Origin of the sequence: Nocardia yamanashiensis, from assembly GCF_021183565.1 — a bacterium.
GTDB lineage: Bacteria > Actinomycetota > Actinomycetes > Mycobacteriales > Mycobacteriaceae > Nocardia > Nocardia yamanashiensis.
The window spans coordinates 7,998,970-8,023,898 of record NZ_CP089226.1; the positions used below are offsets into that span (position 1 = coordinate 7,998,970).

23 protein-coding genes are annotated in these 24,929 nt (G+C 67.5%); 7 read left to right on the forward strand and 16 right to left on the reverse strand.

What is annotated here, in order from left to right:
* Positions 1 to 3 precede the first annotated feature (3 nt).
* From LTV02_RS36895 to LTV02_RS36920, 6 genes are all read right to left on the reverse strand, one after another.
* Positions 4 to 1,365: a vWA domain-containing protein gene (locus LTV02_RS36895; protein WP_233036143.1), complete on the reverse strand. Its 1,362-nt coding sequence runs from the start codon at positions 1,363 to 1,365 to the stop codon at positions 4 to 6.
* A gap of 23 nt (positions 1,366 to 1,388) precedes the next feature.
* Positions 1,389 to 2,768: a hypothetical protein gene (locus LTV02_RS36900; RefSeq protein WP_233036144.1), complete on the reverse strand. Its 1,380-nt coding sequence runs from the start codon at positions 2,766 to 2,768 to the stop codon at positions 1,389 to 1,391.
* On the reverse strand, positions 2,768 to 3,178 hold the full coding sequence (locus tag LTV02_RS36905) for a hypothetical protein (protein WP_233036145.1): 411 nt from the start codon (positions 3,176 to 3,178) through the stop codon (positions 2,768 to 2,770). The genes LTV02_RS36900 and LTV02_RS36905 overlap by 1 nt, the downstream gene beginning before the upstream one ends.
* Positions 3,179 to 3,390: 212 nt before the next feature.
* Entirely contained in the window at positions 3,391 to 4,380 is a 990-nt protein-coding gene (locus LTV02_RS36910) for a TAXI family TRAP transporter solute-binding subunit (protein ID WP_233036146.1), read from the reverse strand.
* Position 4,381: 1 nt separating this feature from the next.
* Complete coding sequence (locus tag LTV02_RS36915) at positions 4,382 to 6,460, reverse strand: TRAP transporter permease (protein ID WP_233036147.1); 2,079 nt, start codon at positions 6,458 to 6,460, stop codon at positions 4,382 to 4,384.
* A gap of 81 nt (positions 6,461 to 6,541) precedes the next feature.
* A complete protein-coding gene (locus tag LTV02_RS36920; RefSeq protein WP_233036148.1) occupies positions 6,542 to 6,892 on the reverse strand; it encodes a DUF4333 domain-containing protein in 351 nt (116 codons plus the stop codon).
* A 686-nt stretch (positions 6,893 to 7,578) separates the two neighbouring features.
* Here LTV02_RS36920 and LTV02_RS36925 point away from each other — a divergent pair.
* The 3 genes from LTV02_RS36925 (at position 7,579) to LTV02_RS36935 (ending at position 9,341) form a co-directional block, all read left to right on the forward strand.
* Positions 7,579 to 8,403, forward strand: coding sequence for a helix-turn-helix domain-containing protein (locus LTV02_RS36925; protein ID WP_067715123.1), 825 nt, complete (start codon positions 7,579 to 7,581; stop codon positions 8,401 to 8,403).
* Entirely contained in the window at positions 8,400 to 8,594 is a 195-nt protein-coding gene (locus tag LTV02_RS36930) for a DUF397 domain-containing protein (RefSeq protein WP_233036149.1), read from the forward strand. Before LTV02_RS36925 ends, LTV02_RS36930 begins: the two co-directional genes overlap by 4 nt.
* Positions 8,595 to 8,708: 114 nt before the next feature.
* Complete coding sequence (locus LTV02_RS36935; protein ID WP_233036150.1) at positions 8,709 to 9,341, forward strand: hypothetical protein; 633 nt, start codon at positions 8,709 to 8,711, stop codon at positions 9,339 to 9,341.
* Here the strand turns inward: LTV02_RS36935 and LTV02_RS36940 are convergent.
* The 7 genes from LTV02_RS36940 to LTV02_RS36970 all read right to left on the reverse strand — a co-directional run bounded on the left by LTV02_RS36940 (position 9,310) and on the right by LTV02_RS36970 (position 17,058).
* Positions 9,310 to 10,053: an SDR family oxidoreductase gene (locus LTV02_RS36940; protein WP_233036151.1), complete on the reverse strand. Its 744-nt coding sequence runs from the start codon at positions 10,051 to 10,053 to the stop codon at positions 9,310 to 9,312. The genes LTV02_RS36935 and LTV02_RS36940 overlap by 32 nt on opposite strands.
* Positions 10,054 to 10,109: 56 nt before the next feature.
* Positions 10,110 to 11,009, reverse strand: coding sequence for an RNA polymerase sigma-70 factor (locus LTV02_RS36945; RefSeq protein WP_233036152.1), 900 nt, complete (start codon positions 11,007 to 11,009; stop codon positions 10,110 to 10,112).
* 92 nt (positions 11,010 to 11,101) lie between these two features.
* Complete coding sequence (locus tag LTV02_RS36950) at positions 11,102 to 11,758, reverse strand: hypothetical protein (RefSeq protein ID WP_233036153.1); 657 nt, start codon at positions 11,756 to 11,758, stop codon at positions 11,102 to 11,104.
* Positions 11,759 to 11,863: 105 nt separating this feature from the next.
* A complete protein-coding gene (locus tag LTV02_RS36955) occupies positions 11,864 to 13,633 on the reverse strand; it encodes an oleate hydratase (protein WP_233036154.1) in 1,770 nt (589 codons plus the stop codon).
* Positions 13,634 to 13,682: 49 nt separating this feature from the next.
* Positions 13,683 to 14,540 (reverse strand): 3-hydroxyacyl-CoA dehydrogenase, encoded by an 858-nt coding sequence (locus LTV02_RS36960; protein WP_233036155.1) that lies wholly within the window; start codon positions 14,538 to 14,540, stop codon positions 13,683 to 13,685.
* Positions 14,537 to 15,217, reverse strand: a complete 681-nt coding sequence (locus LTV02_RS36965) for a TetR/AcrR family transcriptional regulator (RefSeq protein ID WP_233036156.1) — start codon at positions 15,215 to 15,217, stop codon at positions 14,537 to 14,539. The genes LTV02_RS36960 and LTV02_RS36965 overlap by 4 nt, the downstream gene beginning before the upstream one ends.
* Positions 15,218 to 15,300: 83 nt before the next feature.
* Entirely contained in the window at positions 15,301 to 17,058 is a 1,758-nt protein-coding gene (locus LTV02_RS36970) for an ABC transporter ATP-binding protein (RefSeq protein ID WP_233036157.1), read from the reverse strand.
* Between the two features lie 84 nt (positions 17,059 to 17,142).
* On the opposite strand from LTV02_RS36970, the gene LTV02_RS36975 reads away from it, so the two are divergent.
* The gene (locus tag LTV02_RS36975; protein WP_233036158.1) at positions 17,143 to 17,565 is read left to right on the forward strand and encodes a MarR family winged helix-turn-helix transcriptional regulator; all 423 of its coding nucleotides are present in this window, start codon (positions 17,143 to 17,145) and stop codon (positions 17,563 to 17,565) included.
* Positions 17,566 to 17,693: 128 nt separating this feature from the next.
* Positions 17,694 to 19,730, forward strand: a complete 2,037-nt coding sequence (locus LTV02_RS36980) for a CocE/NonD family hydrolase (RefSeq protein ID WP_233036159.1) — start codon at positions 17,694 to 17,696, stop codon at positions 19,728 to 19,730.
* Here LTV02_RS36980 and LTV02_RS36985 read toward each other — a convergent pair.
* Positions 19,714 to 20,181 (reverse strand): MarR family winged helix-turn-helix transcriptional regulator, encoded by a 468-nt coding sequence (locus LTV02_RS36985; RefSeq protein WP_233036160.1) that lies wholly within the window; start codon positions 20,179 to 20,181, stop codon positions 19,714 to 19,716. The genes LTV02_RS36980 and LTV02_RS36985 overlap by 17 nt on opposite strands.
* 84 nt (positions 20,182 to 20,265) lie before the next feature.
* On the opposite strand from LTV02_RS36985, the gene LTV02_RS36990 reads away from it, so the two are divergent.
* Positions 20,266 to 20,589, forward strand: coding sequence for a rhodanese-like domain-containing protein (locus tag LTV02_RS36990; RefSeq protein ID WP_233036161.1), 324 nt, complete (start codon positions 20,266 to 20,268; stop codon positions 20,587 to 20,589).
* Between the two features lie 10 nt (positions 20,590 to 20,599).
* Here the strand turns inward: LTV02_RS36990 and LTV02_RS36995 are convergent, their stop codons facing one another.
* Positions 20,600 to 21,991 (reverse strand): amidase, encoded by a 1,392-nt coding sequence (locus LTV02_RS36995; RefSeq protein WP_233036162.1) that lies wholly within the window; start codon positions 21,989 to 21,991, stop codon positions 20,600 to 20,602.
* 52 nt (positions 21,992 to 22,043) lie between these two features.
* The gene (locus LTV02_RS37000) at positions 22,044 to 23,786 is read right to left on the reverse strand and encodes a hypothetical protein (protein WP_233036163.1); all 1,743 of its coding nucleotides are present in this window, start codon (positions 23,784 to 23,786) and stop codon (positions 22,044 to 22,046) included.
* 203 nt (positions 23,787 to 23,989) lie between these two features.
* On the opposite strand from LTV02_RS37000, the gene LTV02_RS37005 reads away from it, so the two are divergent.
* Positions 23,990 to 24,916 carry an alpha/beta hydrolase fold domain-containing protein gene (locus LTV02_RS37005; protein ID WP_233036164.1) on the forward strand — a complete coding sequence of 309 codons (927 nt, stop codon included), beginning with the start codon at positions 23,990 to 23,992 and terminating at the stop codon, positions 24,914 to 24,916.
* Positions 24,917 to 24,929: the final 13 nt, after the last annotated feature.

Consider the following 24,929-nt stretch of genomic DNA (forward strand, 5'->3'; position numbering starts at 1 on the left):
CTCCTAGTCGATGAAGTTCTTGAGCTCGTGCACGAGCTTCTGGATGCGGCCCGAAAGGACCGGGGTGCCGAGCTGTTTGAAGCGCTCGCGGAACCACGGGTTCACGCTCTGATGGCCGGAGCTGTTGACCGAGCCGACGGGGATGAACTTCACCCCGGAGCGATGGACGGCCTCCATGCTCTCGTACAGCTCCTGGCACTCCCATTCGTAGAAGTCCGAGATCCACACCATGACGGTGTTGGCCGGATCCTCGATCTTGGGCTGGGCCAGGGACATGGCCACGCGGCCGTCGGTGCCGCCGCCGAGCTGGGTGCGCAGCAGCACCTCGAACGGATCGTGCACCCAGGGGCTGAGATCCAGGGCATTGGTGTCGTAGGCGACCAGGTGCACGTCCACCTTGGGCAGGCCCGCGAAGATCGAGGCCAGGATGGTGCAGTTGACCATGGCGTCCACCATGGAACCGGACTGGTCCACGACCACGATCATCTTGGCGGGGACGGTGCGCTTGGCGGTGTGCTTGTAATACAGGCGGTCCACGTAGAGGCGCTCGTCCTGCGGGTTCCAGTTGGGCAGGTTCTTCCAGATGGTCTTGTCGACATCCAGGTTCCGCAGGATGCGCTTGGGCGGCACGGTGCGGTCGATGGTGCCGACGCTGGTCTGCGCCACCTGGGTGCGCAGCACCTCGGCGACCTCGTCCACGAAGCGCTTGATGAGCGCCTTGGCATTGGCCAGGGCGACGCCGGACAGATTGTGCTTGTCGCGCAACAACTGTTCGACCAGGGACATGCTCGGGGTGAGCTGCGCCGCCAGTTGCGGATCGGCCAGCACCTCGCGCAAGCGCATGCGGTTGACCAGATCGGCTTCCAGGTCGGCCAGGACGCCGCGCACGGCTCCGGCCTGCTCGTCGCCCAGGCAGTGCTTCAGCCATTTGGCATCGGACTGCCAGCCGGCCAGCTGACCCGCGCTGACCGCGCCCGCACCGGTGGCGAAGACGTTCAGCAGCAGCTTGGAAACGATTGCGGCAGTGCGCACATCGTCCGCGCTGACACCCGGCTCCGTCTCGGTGGGCTGCTCGGCCTCCGCTTGATCGGTGGCCTTGGCTTGATCGGTGGCCTTGTCGTCGGTGAAGTCGAGGCGTTCGAACTCGCCGCGCATCTCCGGAAAGCGTTGCACCACTGTATCTATCGATACGCCGGGATCCAGGACGGCGAGGGGCAGGCCCAGGTCTTCGACGATGCCCGCGCTCGCGGACTCCAGTGTGGGCTGTTGATCCCCGCTGAAGACACCGGCCAGTAGACGCCAGTACAGAATCTGGCGCCGCGTCTCATGATTCGGCCCACCCGTCACCCGACCGCCGCCCCCCATGGAATCGCTTCGCGATGCTGTATTCATTTGCGCAGCAACCGTCCCGCGCGTTCGCGCAGCACCGCCACCGCGTCGCCCGATTTGGCTTGTGCCTTGGCGATTTTCGGATCGGTCGGGCCGAGCGCCCAGTCACCGCCGTGGATCACGGTGAGCGCGCCCTTGACCTTGCGCTGCACCGCCAGCGGACGCACCGACCAGCCGGCGGCGTCCCAGCGCAGCAGGCCGATCATGGCGCTGGAGTTGGTCACGGCGACGGCGGTGAGCGGGCCGCTGGTGGGCAGGGCGTGCAGTTCGACGCCGAGCCGGTGACCGTCCAATTCCATTGCGCCATCCTTGAACCGGTACCCCTCGAGCAAAACCGGTTCGGCGATGTGCACGGGATCGCGGTCCAGCGGTGCGACCGCGGGGGCCTGCGCCTCGTTCAGGAGCACGGTGGCGGTGACGAACGGATCGGCGGACTCCCCGGCCTTCGCCCGGACGTCGTGCCACACCAGATCACCGGTCGCCGTGAGCGGCATATCGGTGAGCTCCAGAACTCGATGCCCGGCCAGCGCGGCGAGCAATTGCGGATGCCCGCTCAGCAGCTGCCAGACGGCCGGGCCGACAATGGTGTCCACCTTGGCGGCGCTCACCGACACCCGCACCCGCCGCGCCGGCGCCCCATTGCTTTCCAGCACGCCGTACACCTGCGCCTGCACCGCGGTGCCGTGCTCGTGCACGTCCACGCCGAGGATCAGCAGGCGGCCCGAAACCGTCTCGGGCGCAGTCGATTCGGCAGTGCGCCAGGACAGCAGCAGGGCGCGGGTCCACAGGTCGGCCCAGCGGCGCGCGGGAATCCGGTCCATGGTCGCGACGGGCGAGGAGGCGCCGAGTTCGGCGGTGAAGCCGTCCAGCAGCACCGCGAGCCGCCGCAGCGCGGGATCGGACAGCAGGGCTTCCACGGTTTGATCCGCGGCGGCCACCAGGTCGTGATCCACGCCCCGCCAGCCGGCGATGGCCAGTTCGCCCAGCCAGGCTCGCGAACCCACCGCGAGCGGGCTCGGTGCGGCCGTCGCGGTCGCGGCGTCCCAGCCGGATCGATTGCGGCCCAAGGCCGTATCCAGCTGACCGAGTAGGGCGTCGTGCACCGCGCCGAGCAGGGCGGCGCGGGCCGCGGCCAGTGCGGACAGCTGATCGGCCCCGATCGCTCCGGTGCCCAGCTTCGCCGCCGCTTCGGCGACCGGCGCGGCCAGCGGCGAACCGGCCACGGATCCGGCCAGTGCGGCCAGCGCGGCGGTCTGCCGTTCGGAGACCCGGGCGAAACCGTCCACGAGCGCGGTGTCGAAACCGTTCACCACGTCGAGTGCCGCCGTCACGCCCTCGGGCGAATTCTCCAGCAGCGCAGTCAATTGCACGCTTCGCATCAGCGACCCACCCCCGCCGGGAACCATTGCAGCTCGGGAATCGCGGTCTGCGTGCCCGGCAATTCCAGATACGTCAGATGCCGCAGGAACCGGCTGAACACCGCCGCGGCGGGCGCGGGATCGCGAGATCCCTTGAGGCAGTGCGCCAGACGCGAGCCTTCCGGCACCTCGACGCGCAGGAAACGCGCCACCCGGTCCTGCCCGTACTGCAGTACCGCTTCCTCGATCAGCGAGTCCAGATGCTTGCAGGCCCAGCCCTGATTCAACCCGCCGCACGGCCGGTTGTTATTGGTGCTGCAGCTCAGCCCGTGCGTTCCCGCCGTCACCGAGGCCACGTAGACCCGTGCGATATCGGACCCGCTCGACACCACGCCCTGCAGTCGGCCGTCGGCCAGCTCGACGAAGGGCACCTTGTTCAGCTTACGCGGGGCTACCGTCGGCGATACCCGCACTACAGAAGTACTTTCCCACTCCGGTTCATCCGGTGTGGCGCTCGGATTCGAGACCATCGTTCTCCCTCCCGGTCGATCACGATGGCCATAAGGTATGCGACGGCACCGACAAGTGCCGCCCCACCCTCGAATGCGCTGGTAGAACCGGTCGAATCCGCTGCGGCGGAAGGCTATTGCAGCGCCTTGTCCGCCCCGCGGTGCAGTTCCACCGGCGCGGTGTTGCGCGCCGTCGCCCGGTCGATCCCCTTGGCCGCCGGGTTGGCCAGCTCGAGCTGCGCCTTGCGGTCGAAGAGCACCTTGGTCAGTACGCAGGCGAGGTTGGCGTCCAGGTCCTCGCGCACCAGCAGCAAATTGGGCACCACGATGGTCCGCACATCGGCCGGCAGCCCGTAGGTCGCGGCGGGGATGATGCCCTGCTCGTACACCGGGTTCACGGTGCGCATCTTGTCCAGCAGGTCGGCGATGTCGAGGAACTTCACCTTGTCCTTGGCGGTGGTGAACAGGTCGGTGATGCCCGGTGTGGGGAGGCCGCCGGACCAGAACATGGCGTCGATGGAGCCGTCCTTCAGGCCGTCGACGGTCTTGGTCAGGTCCAGGCGCTGTGCGGACACGTCGGTTTCCGGGTCCAGGCCGGCGGATTTCAGCAAGCGCTGTGCGATTACTTCGGTGCCGGACTTGGGCGAGCCGGTGGAGACGCGTTTGCCGCGCATATCGGCCAGGGAATTGATGCCGGATCCGGTGCGGACGATCACCTGGGTGTAGTTGGTGTAGATGCGTGAAATAGCGCGCACCGGTTGCTTTTCCGTGAAGCTGCCGGTGCCCAGGGTCGCGTCGGCGGCGGAATCGGCGAGTGAGAATGCGAGTTGATAAGTGCCCGAGACGAGCTGCTGAATGTTCTGCACCGAAGCGCCCGTCTCGGAGGCGGTGGCTTTCACCTTTCCGCCGGTGGCGTCGGAAATCTGTTCGGCGTAGGCATTTCCGAGCGCGAAGTACACGCCGGTGGCATTGCCGGTGGCGATGCCGATGCGGGTTTCCTGGCTCACCTCGCAGGTGACCGCACCGCCCCGGTCGGCGGTGGGAGTGTCCCGCCGCCCGCCGCAACCGGTGAGCAGGCCCGCTGAAACCAGTACGGCCACAGCGATAGTCGTGAACTTCCTCATGTCATTTCTCCTGTTCCGCCGGCACCCCCGCCGGACGAGTACCCAGCCGGGTGAGCGCTGCCGCGACCGCGAGCAGGGCGACCCCGATGCCGAGCGTGATCGGCGAGGGGTAGAGCAAGGCCAGCCCGGCCGCTCCCGCCGCCAGCCGGGCAGTCGTATTCGCCTGTCCCGCACCGAGAATCCAGCCGCCGGTGGCCATGGCGAGGGCGGCGACGCCGAGGGAGACGAGGGCGGTGACCGTGATGATGTCGACGGCTGATCCGCGGCCCAGCAGCCGTTCGCCGGAGCCCGTGAGGACGAACACGATCGGCACCAGGAAGGCGGGCAGGGCGTAGCGCAGGGTCTGCCACATGGTGGCCATCGGGCGCGCTCCGGTCACCGCCGCGGCGCCGACCGCGGCCAATGCGGTGGGCGGCGTCACCTCGGACAGGACCGAGAAGTAGAAGACGAACATGGCGGTGGCGGGCGCGGAGACGCCGAGCGTGAGCAGGGCCGGGCCGATGATGGCCCAGCCAATGACGAACGACGCGGTCACCGGAATGGCCAGGCCCAGCAAAGCCAGTGCGACAGCGGCGAATACGACGGTGAACGCCAGAACTACGGTCGCATTGTCCGAGATTGCCGAAGCGGCCCGCACCAACAGGGCTGCCAGTTGCGACCCCAGCCCCGTCTTGGTGGTCATCGCGGTGATGATCCCGGCGGCCGTGCACACCGCCACGACCGGCAGGGCCGCGCGAATTCCCATGGAGAGCGCCGTGAATGTGCCGAGCGCGAATTCGCCGAGCCTTCCGCGCTCCGGCGAGTTCCGCTGCCGGGCAAGCCGATCGGCAATGGCGAGCAGGAAGGCGAGGACGGTCGCGTAGACCACGGCGCGCGTGGCGCTGACCCCGATGATCAGCAACACCACAATGGCGATCAATGACAGGAAGTGATATCCGAAGCGCCCCAGCAATTTCCAGGCGGAGGCGGGTTGCTCGCTCTCCGTGCCGGGGTCGACCGCGCGATGCGGGAACCGCCTGGCATCGATCTCGACCGCCAGCAGAATCCCCAGGTAGTAGAGCAACGTCGGAATTGTCGCCCACACCAGCACCCGAAGGTACGAAACATCAAGGTACTCGGCGACTATGAACGCCGCCGCCCCCAATGTCGGCGGCGACAGGATCGCTCCCACGCCCGCCGCCGCCAGCATCCCACCGGCCTGCTCCGGCCGATACCCCGCCCGACGCAGAATCGGCCAGGTGACAACTCCCGTGCTCACCGCGGTGGCGGTACCGGACCCCGAGACCGTGCCCAGCAGGAACCCGGAAGTGACGGCCGTGCGTCCCGCCGCGCTCCGCGACCGCCGGAACAGCGACACCGACAGATCCACGAAAAACCGTGCCGCACCGGAGAAGTCGAGTACCGCCCCATAAATGGTGAACAGCACGATATAGCTGGCCGCGACATCCAACGGTGTCCCGTAGAACCCGCTCCCCGAGTTGTACAACGCGTCCACGATCTGATCGAAATCCAGCCCCGCGTGCGCGATGGACCAATGCTGCGGCAGAAATCCCCCGTAATACCCGTATCCCAGGAATGCCAAGCACACCACCGGCAACACCCACCCGGTGGTCCGCCGGCAAGCCTCCAGCACCAGCAAGAGCGTCACCGCCCCCATCCCCACATCCACCGGATCCAGCAACCCCTGCCGATCCAGGAAGTCGTTGTACCCACCCCCGCCGGACCCGATCCGCCACGGCCACACCGGGTACAGGCACACCGCCAACGCGATCGCCGCCAGTACCCAGTCCACCGCGGCAGGTCCGTCCATCCGGTCCAGCCACCGCACCCCGATGCCCGAGCTGTAGCTCAGGAACACCAGCGGCAGCGCACACCCCAGAAAAACAACCAGAAAATACTGACTGCCCTGCGGCAGCGGCCGGAACACCTGCCACAACACCAGCACCGCGATCGCGAACGCGCACAAGGCAACCAGCCGCCCCGCCCACCCCGGCAACTGCCGAGCCGGCCGCTCCTCGTCATCGACCACCAGCTCAGCGGGCACCGCCGAATCCGGTCTCTCACCTTGCAACCCGGACATGCGCGAAACATACCGCCGTCCCGGTTGCCACACCGCCTATTCGATCAACACCGGATAAACGCCCGCCCCTGCCGGTCCGTGCTAACGCGGACGACTCACCCCGTATGTCCCGTCCGACTTGGTGACCTCGATCGTGACGGTCTTGGGCACGCCGTCCCGGGTGAGCGTGCACTCGTACCTGGCCCCTACGACCACCTGCATCCGTTCGGGACACCGGACATCGGCAACCTCGGTAATGCCGTAGCTGTCCCTGAGCACCCGGGTGATCCCGTCGGCGACGCTCGCCTGGTCGAAGTATTCGGTGGGCTGGAAGGAACCCAGGTCCAGTCCCGGGGTTTCGCCGGCCGCCGGTCCGGACGTGAGACATGCTGTGAGAGTGGCGATCCCGGTGAGGGTGCCGAGCGCGACGGTGCGGCGGAGGGAATTCTTCACAGCCCGCATGCTAACCGGCATGTGAGGTATCGGGAATCTCGTGGATCCAAGGCCAGCCGGCGGCTGCCGCGATCTCCATGAGCTGCGCCCGGGCGCCGCAGGCGGCGGGTGTCGTGCCTTGCCCCGCAACGCAATTCCGGTGGGGGAACATCAATGCCTGGACGGATCTGGAGTATGTCAGCGCTTGCGAATCCTGCGGAAGGCGTTCGTGCCGAATCCGGGAAACCGTGTAAACCATCGTTTTTCACCCGGCTCGGTGTTGGGCGTGCTGGCGGTGTCCGGCTCGGCTGGAATTTGCCGGGATGTCGATATGTCCGCCTCCGGTGAGGGAGAGTCGGAGAAATCGGGCATCACCGTCCGACCGGTTGTTTAAATAGTCGCCGATGAATATCCAAATCGAAATTGCGGCGCAGAACGCGCTGAGTGCGACGAGTGCCCATGTCTCCCAATGCATTACGACCACTCCTTGCTGGTGGAGGTTCATTGACATCTCCTAGTAGACACCCAGCTTCGAGGAATTGGAACGTTCACAACGCGATCTCAACGAAATATGATGGAGGCCCAACGCGGAGCATTCACCAGGGAGCATCCCGGATAGCGAGGCTAACGATATGGCCGGATCTACTATCCCGAGAAGGGCATTCGGTCGCCTTTTGCGGACATTTCGAGAACGTGCAAAACGGCCATTGCTGGCGGCCGGAACGCGTATCGAGATTTCTCCGCAGACTTTGGATCGTTTGGAGAACGGACAACAAACCAAGATCACCACTCCGCAGATCTCGGTGCTGCTGGACCTGTATCAGGTGACCGACGGCGAGCGCGCGGAAGCACTCGAGCTGTGGGACGAGATACGGCGGCAGGCCGCGGTGGCGAAAAAGGAAGGTACGCACAAGGGTTGGTGGCAACAGTACAGCGACCTGTTCGCACCGCATCTTCAGCATTATCTGCGGCTGGAGGACGGGGCCGACCATATGACCACGCATCAGCTCGTGATGGTGCCGGGCCTACTCCAGGCTCCGGAATACCGGCGCGCGATCATTCGGGCGAACGATCCGTCGTTGTCACCGGTCGGTGTGGAGCGTCTGCTGGAACTTGCCATGCGCCGCAAGGCCAGGCTGGACGATCCCGGGTTCCGTCTCGAAGCCCTGCTGTCCGAGGCCGTGCTGCATCATCAGCCCGGCGGGCCGCGTGTCATGTCCGAACAGCTCGGCTATCTGGCCGAAGCCAGTGCGCACGAGCGGATTTCGATACGGGTCGTCCCATTCACCGTAGGCATGCATCCCGGGCTCGTGATTCAATCGTTCTCGCTGCTCGAATTCCCCCGGCTGCCCAGGAACCTGGTCGATCCACCCGTCGTCTACCGAGAGGGTGCCGACGGAGCGCTGTACCTCGAGCGCGACGATGTGATCCAGCGTTGCCGCGCGGCGATCGCGGGTATTCAGCAGGTGGCACTGAGTGAGGAAGACACCCGGGAACTGGTGTCCGCCATGGCGAAGGAGTACGCGGCGTGAGCATCCATCCACCCATCCGGACCTGGTTCAAGTCGTCCAGATCGGCGACACAGAGCGAGTGTGTGGAGGTCTACCTCGACGCGGGAGCGGTCGGCGTCCGCGACTCGACGGAGGTGGGCCACGGCCCCGAACTGTGGTTCACCGGCGAGCAGTGGGACGTCTTCCTGCGGAGCGGCATCTGGCAGCACTGACCATCTGGAACATGGAGTTTTGCTCCACTAGCACCCCTCCACCGTCGGTTTCCTGACAGGATGGCTCGCAAAGTGGAGCAAAAATCCACTCCGGCCCCCACGGAGCGTTCGTAGATGTCACAACCGGGCTATTACCCGACTCGCTATCCGGTTCCAGCGCAGCGGCTTCCGCAGCAGGTGCGCCCGTCACTCTGGTGGGTCGGCGCCGGGGTGGCGGTGATCCTGGCCGGGATCATCGGCGCGATGCTGGTCGCCTTCAACGGGCTCACGGGAATGGACGACCGGGTCGACAGCTTCCAGCGGGTCTCCGTGCCGGGGCTCGGGGATCTGCATCTGGCGGCGGGGCGCGACTACACGGGGTACTACGAGTACACCGGTGCGGGCGAGTCGGGTCCGGCGCAGCAGGCGGCGGTCAAGCTGAGTGATCCGACCGGCAAACCCGTCGAATTGCAAACCTATGAAACGAATTTGAGCTACCAGGTGCATTCGCGCGAAGGGCGCGCCGCGTTCACCTTCCACGCCGATAAGGACGGCACCTACCGGCTCACCACGGTCGGCAGCAACAGCGTGACCGTGGCGGTCGGCTCGGGCATCGGCTCCTCGCTCGCGTGGAGCGTGCTGATGCCCTTCGCGTTCGTCGCCGGCGGGCTGATTCTCGGCTTGGCGATCGTGGTGACCGTTGTCGCCCTTCGTGATCGGGACCGGAAGCGAGCGGCTACCACGCCACCGGGCCCAGGCGGTCGATGAAGATGCCCGACGGGCCGTCGGATTCCAAGGTGGCCAGGCGGAGGAACGAGTCGGTGCCTTCGGTGACGGTGAGGGCGCCGGTGTTGTTGTTCATGTCGGTGGCGGCGAACTTGTGATTGGCCACCTCACCGGGGGTGGCGACATTGAATTTGATGCCGGGCAGGGCCTGGGCGTAGCGGACGGTGACCATGTTCAGGGCCGCCTTCGACGAGCTGTAGCCGAGTTCGTGGAATGTGGAGGCGCGCTGCCCGGGGTCGGTGACGACGGCGAAAGAACCGACGCCGCTGGAAACCATGACGACGCGGGGATTGTCGGAGGCCCGCAGGAGCGGGAGGAAGGCGTTGGTGACCCGGATCGGACCGTAGACATTGGTGTCGTACACGGAGTGGATCTCTTCGATCGTCACTTCGGCGGGGTTGGTGCCCTTGCCCGGCGCGCCGGCGTTGTTGATGAGGACGTCCAGGCGGTCGGTGTGCGCGCGGACCGATTCGACGGCGGCGGCCACGGATTCGTCCGAGGTGACATCCAGCGGAACCAGGATGGCGGTGAGGCCCTCGGCGGCCAGCTTGTCGACGGCCGCCTGTCCGCGGGCGGCGTCACGGGAGCCGAGGAAGACCGTCCAGCCCTGGGCGGCGAGCCGGCGGACCGATTCGAGGCCGAGGCCCTTGTTGGCGCCGGTGACAAGTGCGGTGGTGGGGTTCGTGTTCGTCATGCCCACCAGACGTCCGGCCGCCGCCGGACGTGACAGGGTGTGTCCGGCGTCACAATTCAGTGGATGGCGAGCGGGATCTCGGCTTCGAGGCGGGTGAGCTTCTCCGGGTTGCGCACGAAGTAGAGGTTGACGATGCGGTCGCCTTCGACCCGGGCGGCCAGCACGCCGTCCAGTTCGCCGTTCACGTGGAAGCGCAGCGCCGGAGCGCCATTGAGGACGATGTGATCGATGGTGATCGCCGCCGCGGTCTTGGCGATCCCGCCCAGCATGAACCGAACCACATTGTCCGCGCCCGTGATCGGCCGCAGCGCGGCCTGTTTGATCCCGCCGCCGTCGCTCATCGACACCACGTCGGGCGCGAGCACATCGAACATGCCTTGCAGGTCCCCGGTTTCCAGGGCGCGCTGGAACGACTCCAGCACCACCTTGGTCTGCGCCGCCGACACCGTCGCTCGCGGCCGCCGGGCATCGACGTGCAGGCGGGCGCGGCGCGCGATCTGCCGCACGGCCGCGGGCGTCTTGTCCACGGCGGCGGCGATCTCCTCGTACGGCACGTCGAAGACCTCGCGCAGCACGAACACGGCCCGTTCGGTCGGGGCCAGGGTCTCGAGCACCAACAGCATTGCGGTGGAAAGACTGTCGGCCAGTTCGACGTCGTCCGCCACGTCGGGCGCGGTCAGCAGCGGTTCGGGCAGCCATGGCCCGACGTAGGTCTCCTTGCGGCGGCCGAGACTCCGCAATCGATCGAGCGCCTGCCGGCTGGTGATCTGCACCAGATACGCCCGGTGATCGCGCACCGCGGTGAGATCGACGGTCGCCCACCGCAACCAGGTCTCCTGCAAGACGTCCTCGGCATCGGCGGCCGAACCGAGCATCTCGTAAGCCACCGTGAACAGCAGGTTCCGATGCGCCGAGAACGCCGCCACCGCGACATTCCCGGCAGCCGTCTCCGTCATCGGTGCTCCTCCTGCTCGCCCGCCGATCTCCGCACCCACCGTACTTCGATGTCGTGTCAACGTGTACCGGAGATCGGCGCCGCTCGCGAGCTTCAGGTGCGAGCGGCCGCCCTTGCCTGGGCGTATTCGATGACGTCGGAAGCGAATTCGGGGGTGTCGGCGCAGCTGCGGAGGAGTTGGTCCACGGCGTGATCGAGGTCCGGCCCGGGGCCGTCGTCGGCGAGCAGGACGACGATCGCCTCCCAGGTGCCGGTCTGCGGATCGGGCAGGGCCTGTAGCTCTTCGAGGTACCGGCCGGGTTCCAGGAGGCGCAGGGCACGGCGCGCGTAGGCGTGCACCCGGCGCGGGAGTTCGGCCCGGATGGATTCGATATCGCTCGGGCGGACATGGCCCTGCTGGACCGCGTCCAGGCGGATGGACCACCATTCGGTGGTCTCCGGGGGCAGGGCGTCGGGGAGCAGGCCGGGTCCGGTGGCGGACTCCAGGGGCGTGGGGGAGAGGGCGAGCTGCTCGTTGCGCCAGTTGCAGTACTCCCACCACGGAGTCGGGGTGGCGTTCAGCTCCAAGCCGAAGCGGAGCAGTTGCTGGCCGCCGGTCCAGGTGCGCACGGTGCGGGTGCGGCCGACGGTGGCCACGCCTTCGGGCTGGATGCAGACCCAGGTCGGACCGTCGCCTTCAAATCCGTACGGCTCCAGCAGCTTTCCGGTGTCGCGCATCAGGCGGCGCAGGGCGGATTCGGGTCTGACCATGTCGGCAGATTAGCCGGGGGCGGCGACAGAATCGGGTAACACAAGATCGCCAGGCGTGCCGGGGCGGGTGCGGCCCGGTCCGCTGTGGACCGGGCCGCACGGGTGCTATTTCTTGCCGCCGATGACGCCGTACTCGGTGAGGAGTTCGCCGATCTCGGTGGTGTCCAGCTTGTCCAGCAGTCTGCGGCGCAGGAACTCCGGGCCGGGAATGTGGACCGGTTCGCCGTCGCGCAGGCGGGTGGCGGCGGTGAGCAGACTGCGGACGTCGTAGGTGGAGGCGAAGACCTCGGGGACGCCGCGTTCGATGTCCAGGAGCTGGTAGGCGGCCTCCATCCCGGTGCGGACGGAGTATTCGGTGGTGAAGATGCAGTCGCGGGTGGTTTCGGCGAACTGGCCGATGAAGGCGAAATTGACCGCGCCCTCGGGGACCACCTGGGGCCGGTCGCCGGCCTTGCGGGGCATGAAGAAGGCGGTGACGTACGGCATCATGACCGGCACCGTCTTGGCGGCGTTGGCGGCCAGTTCCGGGATGTCCTCGACGGGGACGCCCAGGTGGTACAGCCACTCCTGGGTGATCTCCTCGCCGGTGCATTCCTGCATGGTCTTCTTGACGTAGTCGCCGGGCTTGTCGACGAACAGCGAGTACACCCAGACCACGATCTGATCCTTGGGCTGCTGCTTGAAGTGCGGCTGGCGGTTGACCGTCCAGCTCAGCAGCCAGCTGGAGTCCTTGACGGTGACGATGCCGCCGGTGACCACCTTGCCGCTGAACGGATCTCGCTTACAGATCTTCTGAATGTATTCGGGGATACGCTGATCCAGCGTGGTGACGGTGGCCGATTCCCATTTCGTCTCGGGGATATGCGATCCGAACACCTCCGGGCGGCCGAACGCCGGATCCTTGGCGGCGATGCGCCGCCACAGATCCCACGCCGGGGCCGGACCCTCGTTCAGCACGGCCGGGGTGTGATGGTCGCCCTCGTCGGAGTTCTCGGTCAGCGAGCCGATGGTCATCAGCAACAGATCGTCCGGCCCCAGGTCGACGCCGCCCTCGACGCCCTCGGACACCCAGTGAATCCTGGTGGCCTGCTTGCGCTTTCCGCTCAGCTCGAAATCCACATCGGTGACCGTGGTGTCGAACTTGAACGTCACGCCCTGATCCAGCAGCCACCGGTACAGCGGCAGCACCAGCGACTCGTACTGGTTGTACTTGGTGAACTTGAGCGCCGAGAAATCCGGTAGGCCGCCGATGTGGTGCACGAAGCGATGTAGGTACAGCTTCATCTCGAGCGCCGAATGCCATTCCTCGAAGGCGAACATGGTCCGCCAGTACATCCAGAAGTTGGACTCGAGGAACTCGTCGGTGAAGACCTCGTCGATCCGCTTGCCCTCCATCTCCTCACGGGTGGCGAGGAAGATCTTGGTGATCTCCTTCTGGGCCTTCTCGCTGAGCGTGAAAAGGTCCTTGGTGTGCGCGCTTTCACCGCGATTGACGGTGGCGCGCTCGAGCGAGAAGTTCGGGTCGTCCTTGTTCAGCCAGTAGAACTCGTCCAGCACGCTGGCCCCGTCGATCTCCATGGACGGGATGGTGCGGTACAGGTCCCACAGGCACTCGAAATGGTTCTCCATCTCGCGCCCGCCGCGAATCACGAACCCCTTCTTGGGCTCCTTGATCCCGTCGAGCGCGCCGCCGGGCAGCTTCAACTCCTCCAGAATGGTGATCTTGCTGCCCGGCAGCTGCCCGTCCCGGATGAGGAACGCCGCACCGGACAGCGAGGCCAGCCCCGAGCCCACGAACCACGCCGTCTTCCGGTCCACTCCGGCCGGCTTGCGGGGCCGGGCGAAGGCTTCGTAATTGCCGTTGCTGTAGTACATGAGACTCCTATCCGCGAATTGGTTCGAAGTGCCTGTCACGCAACCTGTTTCAGTACTTGTAGAACCCCTCGCCGGTGGCGATGCCGAGCTTGCCCTGATCGATGTAGTTGGCCTTGAGCCATGCTGCGAGGGGCGCGGCGGCCGGATCCGGGCTGTTGGCGAGAATGTTGTACGGGGTGGTGAGCCCGATGATGTCGAGAATCTGGAACGGCCCCATCGGTGCGCCGGTGCCGATCCGCCAGGTCTTGTCCACCGCGTCGGGCTCCGCGTACCCGCCTGCCGCCAGCGCCATTCCGGCGTTCAGCAGCGGCACCAGCAGCGAGTTGAGGACGTAACCCGCCTTCTCCTTGTGCAATTCGATGGGCACCATGCCGATGGCCTTCGCGAAATCCACCACCGCCTGGAATACCGCCGGATCGGTGTCCGGGGTGCCCATCACCTCGGCGGTGTTCATCTTCCACACCTGGTTGGCGAAATGCAGCGCCAGGAACTTGTCCGGCCGCCCGGTGAAATCCTTCATGGCGCTGGGCAGCAGGGTGGAGGAGTTGGTGGCGAAAATGGTGCGCTCCGGGGCGAGTTCGCCGAGCTTGCGATAGGTCTCCTGCTTGAGCGAAAGCACCTCGGGGACCGCCTCGATCACCAGATCGGCGTCCTTGACCGCCGCCCCCAGATCGGTGGTGAGCGCGATCCCCGCCGCCACCGCGTCGGCCTTGTCGTCCGCGCCCGGCATATGGTCGTTCTTGTAGGCTGCCGCCAGCCCCTCGAACCGCTTGCGCGCCGCGCTCAATGCCTCGTCGCTGATGTCGTACGCGGTGACGTCGAAGCCGTGAAACGCTGTCTGATAGGCGATCTGGGAACCCAGTACGCCGGTGCCCAGTACGGTCACCTTCCGGATCTCGATGCTCATGCCTGTCGTTCCTCTCCTGATGTGAGGTGGTAACCGAGCTCCGCGCGGAACCCGGCGACAATCTGAAGTACTTGTGCGCAAACGTCTTTCACCGCGTCCGCCCCCGCGTGCGCGCCGGTGGCGGGTTGGGCGAGGGTCAGATTCAGCACCGCGAAGGCGCTGCGGCCCGCCAGCTGAGCCCGCCGCTCCAGGTCCGGCGGCGCCGCGCCGTGCGCTCGCGCCTCGGCGGCCAGCCGGTCGGCGATCATGGATTCCAGCTGCGCGATCATGGCCAGCCCCTGCGCCCGGTAGGTGTCGGTGGGCGACCCGAACAGCAGTTCCCGCTGATAGGCGACGGTGTTCTCGGCATTGTCGGTGGCGACGTCGAGAATCGTCCGCATGATCGTCAGCGCCGCCGCGCCCGCGTCGCGTTCGGCCCCCGAGCGCCGCCCGGCCAGTTCCAGCGCGTGCCGAAACCGCTCGTTGTAAACCATCAGCAGCAGTTCGCCTTTGGAGGCCGCGTAGCGGAACAGCGTCCCCGCCGCGATGCCCGCGCGATCGGAGACCTGTTGGGTGGTGACCTGCCCGTAGCTGTTTTCAGCAAACAGGGTGGAAGCGGCCTCGAAGATCCGGGCCCGCTTGTCCTCCACCTTTTGCACACGCCTGCCGACGTCGCTGTTTCCGCTGGAAATCGTCACCTGCCACCTCCGAAATCGAACAGTTTTCTGAGTGGGCTCATTTCTGAGCATACTCAGAGCAACCGTTCGCGCAACCCCGGTGGTCAGGCCGCCGCGAGCACCTCGTCGCGGGCCAGCAGGTCGGCGTAGAAACCGTTGCGGGCCAGCAGTTCCCGATGAGTGCCGCGCTCGACGATCCGTCCCTTGTCCAGCACCACGATCTGATCGGCCTCGCGAATGGTGGACAGCCGGTGGGCGATGGTGATGGTGGTGCGCCCGGCGGCCAGGGCGTCGATGGCGGCCTGCACCTCGCGTTCGGTGCGGGTGTCCAGGGCGCTGGTGGCCTCGTCCAGCACCATGACCGGCGGATTGCGCAGGATGGCGCGTGCCACCGCCAGGCGCTGCTTCTCGCCGCCGGAGAACCGGTAGCCGCGTTCGCCGACCATGGTGTCGTAGCCCTCCGGCAGCGACTCGATGTGGTCGTGGATCTGCGCGGCGCGTGCGGCCGCGTGCAATTCCGCGTCGGTCGCGTCGGGTTTGGCGAAGCGCAGATTGTCGGCCACCGAGGCGTGGAACAGGTAGGTCTCCTGCGACACCACGCCGACCGCCGCGGCCAGATCCGCGAAGGACAGCTCACGGATATCGATGCCGTCCAGGGTGACCCGCCCGGCGGTGGGATCGTACAGCCGCGCCGTCAGATAGCCGAGAGTCGTTTTCCCGGAACCGGTTTCGCCGACGATGGCCAAGCTGGTGCCCGCCGGCACGGTCAGGTCGATATCGCGCAGTGTCTGCCGGTCCGCCGGATCGTAGGCGAACCCGATGCCGTCGAACCGCACCTCGCCGCGCACCTGCTCGGGCAGCGGCACCGGCTTCGCCGGTTCCTCGATATCCGGCCGCAGATCCAGGTATTCGAAGATGCGCCCGAAAAGCGCCATGGAGCTTTGGATTTCGACGCCGGTGGACAGCAGCATGACCGCGGGCCGCAGCAGTCCGGCCTGTAGCGTGGTGAAGGCGACCAGCGTGCCGATGGACACCAGCGGATGCCCGGACGCCGAGGTCAGCCCGGCCGCCCAGTAGATGATCGCGGGCATGGCCGCCATCACGATGCCGATGGTGGACTGCCGCCAGCGCCCGGCCATCGAGGACCGGATCTCCAGATCGACCAGGCCGCGCGATTCCCGGGTGAAGTCGTCGATCAGCGCGGGGGAGCGCCCCATGGTACGGGCCAGCAGAATGCCGCTCACCGACAGCGACTCCTCGACGATGGCCGACATGGCGGCCAGCTGTTTCTGCCGCTGCGAGGTGATGCGCCGGCGTTCGGAACCGACCCGGCGGCTGATCCACACGAAGACCGGCAGCATGGCGAGGGAGACCAGGGTGAGCCGCCATTCCAGGGCGAACATGGCGATGACGGCCGCGATCACCGAGGTGGCATTGGAGACCAGCGAGGTGGCCGTGGAGGTGACGGTGGACTGCATACCGCCGATGTCGTTGGCGATGCGCGACTGCACCTCGCCGGTGCGGGTGGCGGTGAAGAACGACAGCGGCATCGATTGCAGCCGGGCATACACCGCCGAGCGCAGATCGTGCATGACGTCCTGGCCGACCGCGGTCGAGATATAGGTCTGGAGCACGCCGAACACGCTGGTCGCGATGGCGACCACGATCATGCCGGCGGCGAGGACGGTGAGCAGGCCGGTGCGCCCGTGCGGCAGGGCGTCGTCGATGATGCCGCGCAACAGGAACGGGGAGGCCAGACCGGCCAGCGAGGAGAGGCCGACGAGGGCGGCCACCAGGGCGAGGCGGCCGCGATACGGGTGGAACAGCCGGACGATCCGGCGGAGCTGTGGTTGGGAAGCCATAGGCGCCTCCTTTCGAAGGAACTACGCGCTATAACTGAGCTTGGCTCATAATTCTTCCCGAAACAATGACCTATGCTCAGAATCATGGCGAATGCCCCGGAACCCGACCTGCCCGAGCTGTTCCTGCGCACCTCCAAACGCATCCGGCGCAATCAGACGGCCCGGCTCGCACCGCTCGGGCTGACCCCCTCGCAGGGGCGGGCGCTGCGCATCCTCGGCCATGCCGAGGCGCCGCTGTCCATGTCCGCCCTGGCGGGTTACCTCGGCATCGTGCCGCGCTCGGCCACCACCGTGGTCGACGGGCTGGCCGCCGCCGGTCTGGTGTCCCGGGCGCCCGATCCGGCCAACCGGCGGTCCACGCTGGTCACGCCGACGGACGCCGGAAGGCAAGCGGTGCAGGCGATGTCGGCGGCCCGGCGCGCCGCCGCAGCGGAGATCTTCGCCCCGCTCTCGGCGGCGCAGCGAGAAACCTTGCGGGACTTGCTCGCCCGGCTCGTCGAGGACTGATCCGTCGCATCTGCGCCAGCTCGTGCACGGGGTGGCGCAGGCCACGTCTTGCTATGTGTTGTGGCACAAGTTACTGTCCAGTCAGTTTGGGAACGTTGGGGTTCCCATGATTCGACTCGGGGCATCGAATGCGATTGAAGAAGGCCGGCCGTCGCGCGGCCGGGGCACTGGCCGCCGTCTCGGCCGCGGTGGTGGTGGGCGGATTGCTCAGCCCGGTCACCGCGGCCACCGAACCGGACGCCGGATCGCTCGGCGCGGCGTGGACCGCCACCCACGACGGCGCGCCGCAGTATCCGGGCGTGCACATCGACTGGGACGTGCCGATCACCATGAGTGACGGAACGGTCTTGAAGGCCAACGTCTATCGGCCGATGGACGCCGCCGGCAATATCGTCGATACGCCGCTGCCGACCATCGTCAACCTCACGCCGTACACGAAACTCGTGTCCATGGTCGCGGAGTCGGCGCTCTCGATTCCGGGGCTCTCGGATGTGCTGACCGGATTCCTGAACGGATTCGATCTCTCCGGCGTCGGGCTGGGCGGGCTCTCCGAACTCTCCAAGGTGGTACCGGGCGGGGCGGCGCGGCTGTTCGCCGCCGATCGCAAACTGGTGCAGAGCGGCTACACCCAGGTGGTGGCCGATGTGCGCGGAACCGGCTTCTCCGAAGGGGTTTGGCAGGTCTTCCAGGAGCGCGAACAGCTCGACAGCGTCGAGGTGATCGACTGGGCGAGCAAGCAGTCCTGGTCGGACGGCAAGATCGGGATGAGCGGGATCTCCTATTCGGCCATCAATCAGGTGCACGCCGCCGCGCGGCAGCCCGCGGCGCTGAAGGCGATCTTCCCGGTCGAGCCGGGCAGCGATCTGGTGCGCGATGTGCTGGCCACCGGCGGCGCGCTCGGATTCGGTTTCATCCCACCGTGGTTGCTCGGCGTGAACGGCCTCAAGTGGATGCCGGATCTGGTGTCGATCTTCGGCGGCAACTTCGACTGGAAGTGGCTGGGCGATCGCCTGACGAGCCCGCTGACGTTCTTCGACTACGTGATCCAAGCGCTGACCATCAATTCGGTGCCGGAGATCCCCGACACCCTGAAGTCGTTGCTGGAGACCGACAGCCCGCTGCGCACCGCCTGGCTCGGGCATCCGGAGAACGTGCGGGTCCCGACCTTCGTCTACGGCGGCTGGCACGACATCTTCACCTACTCCGAACCGCGCATCTACGACGCGATTCCGCTGCCCGCCGGGCAGAAGCAGCTGATCATGGGCGATACCTACCACGCCAATCCGGGCAGCGGGTTCGGCAATCCGGGCGCGCCGCCGCGGCTGGACGTCTTGCAGCGCGCGTGGTTCGACAAGTGGCTCAAGGGCATCGACAACGACATCGACTCCTACGGCCCGGTCACGCTGTTCCAGCAGGGCGGCGGCTGGACCAGCACCGGCCAATTCCCGCGTGCCGAGGTGGATTACCGGCGCATGTACCTTTCGGCCGAGCCCAGCGGCACCACCGCCACCAGCCTGTACGACGGCAGCCTGAGCGCGGAACCCGGTGCGGCGGCACGGCTTACGGTGGGGCCGGGCATCATGAGCCTGTGCTCGCGGGACAGCGCGCAGATCACCGCCGGCGTCACCGCGATCCTGGATGCCTGCGCCAAGGACGCGCGGCCGATGGAGCTCAACGGGCTCACCTTCACCAGTGCGCCGGTGAGCGAGGCGACCTTGATCTCCGGGGCGGTGAACCTGCACCTGAACACGGTGCTGGACGCCACCGACGGGTACTGGAGCGCCACGCTCAATGACGTTGCGCCGGACGGGAAGTCGACCGTGCTCACCTCCGGGCAGCTGACGGCTTCGCTGCGCAAGGTGGACGAGTCCCGGGCGACCCGGTCGGCCAATGGCGACTACATCGACCCGTATCCGTTCCTGACGCTCGCCGACCGGGAACCGCTGGTGCCGGGTGAGCGGACCGAGCTGGATCTGGGATTGACCGCCACCGACGCGGTGCTGCAACCGGGGCATCGGCTGCGGGTGGATGTGTTCGCGTTCAACTTCCCGCGCGGGCTGCCGTTGCGGCCGCTGCTCAACGAGAGCGGATTGCTGCCGCAGCACGTGGAACTGGATCCGAGCGCGCCGAGCTGGATCAATGTGCCGCTCAGTCGCGCGTTGTGAGCGGTAACGCGGTGGGGGACAGCACTTTCCGGAGTGCCGAACCCATCGCGTCTAGTTCGGCGTCGTCGAGCTTGCCGGCGAACCGGCGTTGGATACCGGCCAGATAGTGCGGGGCGGCTTCGCGAAAGCGTTGCCGCCCTTCGGCCGTGATGGCGACGAACGCCGAACGGCCGTCCTCGGGATTGGCTTCGCGCTGCACCAGGCCGTGTGATTCCAGTTCGGTCACCAGGCGGCTGACCCGGGTGCGGCTGAGCACTACGCGTTCGCCGAGGTCGCTCATCCGCAATCGAGTCGGGCCGTCGAGTTCGAGCAGGACGTCGTACCAGCTCAGCGGCAGGCCGGTGGCGCGGCGCAATTCGGCGTCGAGTTCGGGGACGAGCTTGGCGTGCACCTGGAGCAGGGCGGCCCAGGCGCCGACGGCGGGATGGCTGCGAGCGGGAGGTTTCGGCACGGGCTCAGCCTAGCCTATTGCGTGCGCGCGCACATAAGTAGTAGCGTGCACACGCACATAAATTTCGGTTCGGAAGGAAAACCCATGACCGCGTTGATCACTCGTGACGAGCTCGTCAAGGAAATCGAGGCCGGGAGCGTGATCGTGCTCGACACCCTCGGCGGCGAGTACTACGCCAAGGCGCACCTGCCGGGGGCGGTGGCGCTGGTCGACGACGATGTGGAGGCACAGGCGCCGATCCTGCTGCCCGATCTCGACGCCGCCATCGTCACCTACTGCTCGAATCCGGCGTGCGCGAACAGCCAGCAGGTGGCCACCCGCCTGGAAGGACTCGGCTACACCAACGTCCGCAAGTACCGTGAGGGCATTCAGGATTGGAGCGAGGCGGGGCTGCCGATCGAGCCCTGACACCCCGGGGTCAGAGGGTCGGGTGCGGGCGGGCCTGTTCGAGTTGGGCGGCAACCGGGAGGATGGTGGTTTCACCGTTCGCCGGGGCGATGAGCTGGACCGACAGGGGCAGACCGTCCGCGCCCAGTCCGGCGGGCAGCGCGGCGGCCGGGTGGCCGGTCACGTTCCAGAAGCTGGTGTAGGCGATCATCGGCAGCGCGGCCAGCATGGCGCGCGCCGTACCGCCGCCGTCCAGCACGCCCAGTCGGGGCGGGCGGCCGGTGATGGTCGGGGTGAGCAGCAGGTCGTAGTCGCGGAAGAGCGCTTCGGCCTTGCGCGCCAGGGCTTCTCCGTGTCGGATGGCCCATTCGATCACCGGCCGCCGGGCCCAGGCGCCGAGGCGCACGGTTTCGCGGGTACGGCGCTCCAGCAGTGCCGGATCCTCGACCGCCGCCGCCTCGGCGCGCACGCCGCCGAAGAACTGGGGCAGGAACGCGGCCGTGGCGTCCGGGAACGGAGGGTCCATCTCGAAGACCGAATGCCCCAGGCGGGTCAGAAGTTCCGCGGTCTCGCGGACCGCACGCACATGCTCGGGGTGCGGTTTCGTCAGCGCCGCAGGGGCTTTCGTCGTATAGCCGATGCGGAGCACGCCTGGATCGCGCCGGGCGGCGGCGGTGAAGGACATGATCGGCTCCGCGGCCTGGAAGCGATCCTGCGGTGCGCCACCGCGAATCACGTCGTAGACCAGCGCCGAGTCCGACACGCTGCGGGTCAGTGGGCCGGTGACGCCCAAGGCCCACCACAGGTGCTCGTTGGGTGCGACCGGCACCCGCCCGCGCTGCGGCTTCAAGCCGAACAATCCGCAGCAGGCCGCGGGAATCCGGATCGATCCGCCGCCGTCACCACCCAGCGCCGCCGGTACCAGCCCCGCCGCCACCGCCGCCGCCGAGCCGCCGCTGGACCCGCCCGTGCTGAACTCCCGGTTCCACGGATTGCGGGTCACCCCATAGGTGCTCGATTCCGTGAACGGCCACTGCCCGAACTCCGGCATGGCCGTCTTGCCGACGATCACCGCGCCGGCCGCGCGTAGTCGGCGCACCACCTCGGCATCGGCGCGCGCCGGGGTGCGGTTGGCGCGGGTGCCGAAGCTGGTCACCACGCCCGCCACGTCGATCTCGTCCTTGATCGCGATCGGAATACCGTGCAGCGGGCCGAGTTCCGCGCCCGCCGCGCGTTCCTTGTCCCGTTCGGCGGCCTCGGCCAGCGCCGCCTCGCGCAGCACCCGGGTGAAAGCGCCGAGATCAGCCGCGGCCTCGATGCGTTCCAGCGTGGCCGCCACCAGTTCCGTCGCCGATACGGCCGCGCCGTCGAGGGCCTCGCGCTGCCGTGCGATCCCGGCGGCGGCGATCTCGTTCACTCCCATACGTCTGGATTCTGGCAGCATTCGCGGCGGCGCGAGCGGCCGCCGCGAATTTTCAAGCGCTGGCTTTCCACTCGCCGGAGGTGGCGGTGGGCGAACCGTTCGCCGCCTTGCAGTACACGGCCTTCCCGTCGGCGGTCGCGCCCAGCTTGTCCTCCTTCGGATTGCAGGATTCGCCGACCTCGTGCTGGCCGGCGGCGACGCGCTGGTTCGGCACGCTCCACGCGGACGCGTCCGTGCGCTGGGTGCGGGTGCACAGCACCCGGGTGCCGTCGGCGGTGTAGCCGAAATACCCCACCTGTTCGGCGGAGCACGGCGCGCCGGCGCTGATCGGGTTCAGGTCCTGCCAGCGCAATCCGGAATCCCCGGCCGTATCGCAGGTCAAGGGCGTGAGATTGGCGCTGTAGCCCGTCTCGCCTGCTTTCGTGCACTTGTCGCCGGCCTTGATGACGGTGGGCGCGGCGGACGTGGTGGTCGTGACGCCGCCACAGGAGTAGGCCTTGCCGTATTCCTTCGACGCGGTTTCGCCGAGGCAGCCGAAGACCAGGGCGCCCGCCGAGTTGAGCTGGATCGCGGTGCTGGCCTTCTCGTTCACGCAGACCAGCCCGGATTCCTCCATGCGGCAGTCGTAGTCGTCGAAGGTCACCCGGCTGCCATAGGCCAGGGTGTCGCCCTTGCCGAGCAGGAACTGACCGGGATCACCGGCGTTCTTGCCGATCCCGAGAGTTTCGCCGGGGAAGTCGACCCAGCTGGCGACCCAATTGCCCTTGGCCAGCGCGGCCGGACGCTGCGGCGGATTGTCCCAGTTCACCAGGCACGCCAGGCCTTCCTTGCCGCGGGGACCGCCCTTGGGCGTCATGCACTGGATCTTCCCGGACGGGCTGACGAAGGCCACCCCCGAACCGAGATTATTGGTCTTGCCGTCCGATTCGCTGGTGGCGCTGTGGAATTTGGAACTGTCGACCTGCTTGCCCGCCTTCACCCAGGCGGCCACCGAGGCCAGTGGCGCTCCGGCGACCGGAGCGCTGGGCCCGGTGGGCGCAGCGGAGGTGGTGACGGCGGCGCGCGGCGTGGTGGTCACCACGGCCTCGGCGTCGACGGCCGAACTGCCGAAATGCCGCGCCGCGAAGAACCCGCCGACGGCCAGCACCCCGACCAGCACCACGGCCAGCCCCATCAGCGCGTATCGCACCGCGCCGGAACGCTTCCCGCCGCTGCCGCCGCCCGGCGCCGCGGCCGGGGCATCGCGGATCGGCTCGAACACCTGCGTGGGCTGATCCCACAGATAGTTCTCGTCCCCATACTCCGGAAACTCCTGCCGCCCGGGTCCGGACGAGTCCCGCGCGCCGTACCCGGATCCTTCGCGCGCACCGAACACCGAGGTTTCCTGCGCGCCGTATCCGGATGTTTCGTGCGCGCCGAATACCGAGGTTTCCTGCGCGCCGTGCCCGGATTTTTCGTGCGCGCCGAATACCGAGGTCTGCTGCTCGCCGTACCCGGATTGTTCGTGTGCGCCGAAGACGGAGGTTTCCTGCGCGCTGTACCCGGATCCTTCGTGCGCGCCGAATACCGAGGTTTCCTGCGCGCCGTATCCGGACCCTTCGTGTGCGCCGAACACGGAGGTTTGCTGCGTCTCGTTTCCGGAGGACCCGGGCGCCTCGAAAGCGGTGGTGGGCTCGTGCGACCCGTAACCCGGCTGCGGCCGCTGACCGTATCCGGGCGTCTCGTGCGGCTCGTATCCGGGAGTCTGCCGGGGGCGATAGCCCGGCGACTCTTGCGGCTCGTATCCCGGAGGCATCGGCGCCCTCCAATCCCTATGACGCGCAGGCGGATCGGACGCTCCGGTCTACCTCGCGGACAGCATACGGTCGGGTGTCCGTTTTCGCGCAGCCGTGCGATCGGGCGGGATCGGTCATCCGATCGATTGCCGTGTTTCCCGGGGCCGGGTGGACTCCGGCCGGGATGCGGGTGGCCGGCCGATCGCCCGCTTACGGTGGGTGAATGGATTCTCCAAAGGCCGGGCGGCCGAGTTTCGCCAGTGCGCGCGCCATTCCGGGGCTGCTGCGGTTGATGCGGGTCAACCGGACTTTCCTGGACGCCGATCGGGCGCGGAAACATCTGCGGGAGCGGAGCGTGCGCCCGCGCCCGTACGGACCGCCGCGGCGGTTGCGATCGGATGTGGAGGTCGCGGTCGGGCGGCGGGACGGGTGGCCGATCTACACGCTCACGCCGAAGCGGGGGCGGGCGCGGGGTGCGGTGGTGTACACGCACGGCGGGGGCTGGGTGAACGAGATCTCGCCGCAGCACTGGGGGTTGTGCGCGGATATCGCGGCCGAGGCGGGGCTGGCGGTGACGGTGCCGATCTATCCGCTGGTGCCGTTCGCGACCGCCGCCGAGGTGGTGCCGGTGGTCGCGGAAATCGCTCTCGAACAGCGGGAACAGTACGGAAATGTGTGTCTGGCAGGGGATTCGGCGGGCGGGCAGATCGCCTTGTCGGCCACCGTGCTGTTGCGGGACGCGCACGGGGTGCGATTGCCGCGGACCGTGCTGATCGCGCCGGCGCTGGATCTGTCCATGAACAATCCCGAGATCGATATCGTGCTGCCGACCGATCCGTGGCTGGGGCGGCACGGGATCCAGGTGTTCATCGAGCACTGGCGGGGCGAACTGCCCCTGGACGATCCGATCGTGAGCCCGCTGTGCGCGGAGTTCGACGGGCTCGGACCGCTCACCGTCTTCTGCGGATCGCGCGACATCGTCTATCCGGACACCGAACTGCTGGTGGACAAGGCGCGCGGGGCGGGCGTGGACGTCGAATTCCACGACGGCGTCGGGCTGGTGCACGTGTACCCGCTGACCCCCACGCCGGAGGGCAAGGCCGCGCGAAAGGTCATTTGCGAGCGGCTGAGCAGCGCGTTCAATCAATGATTGAAATATCGTT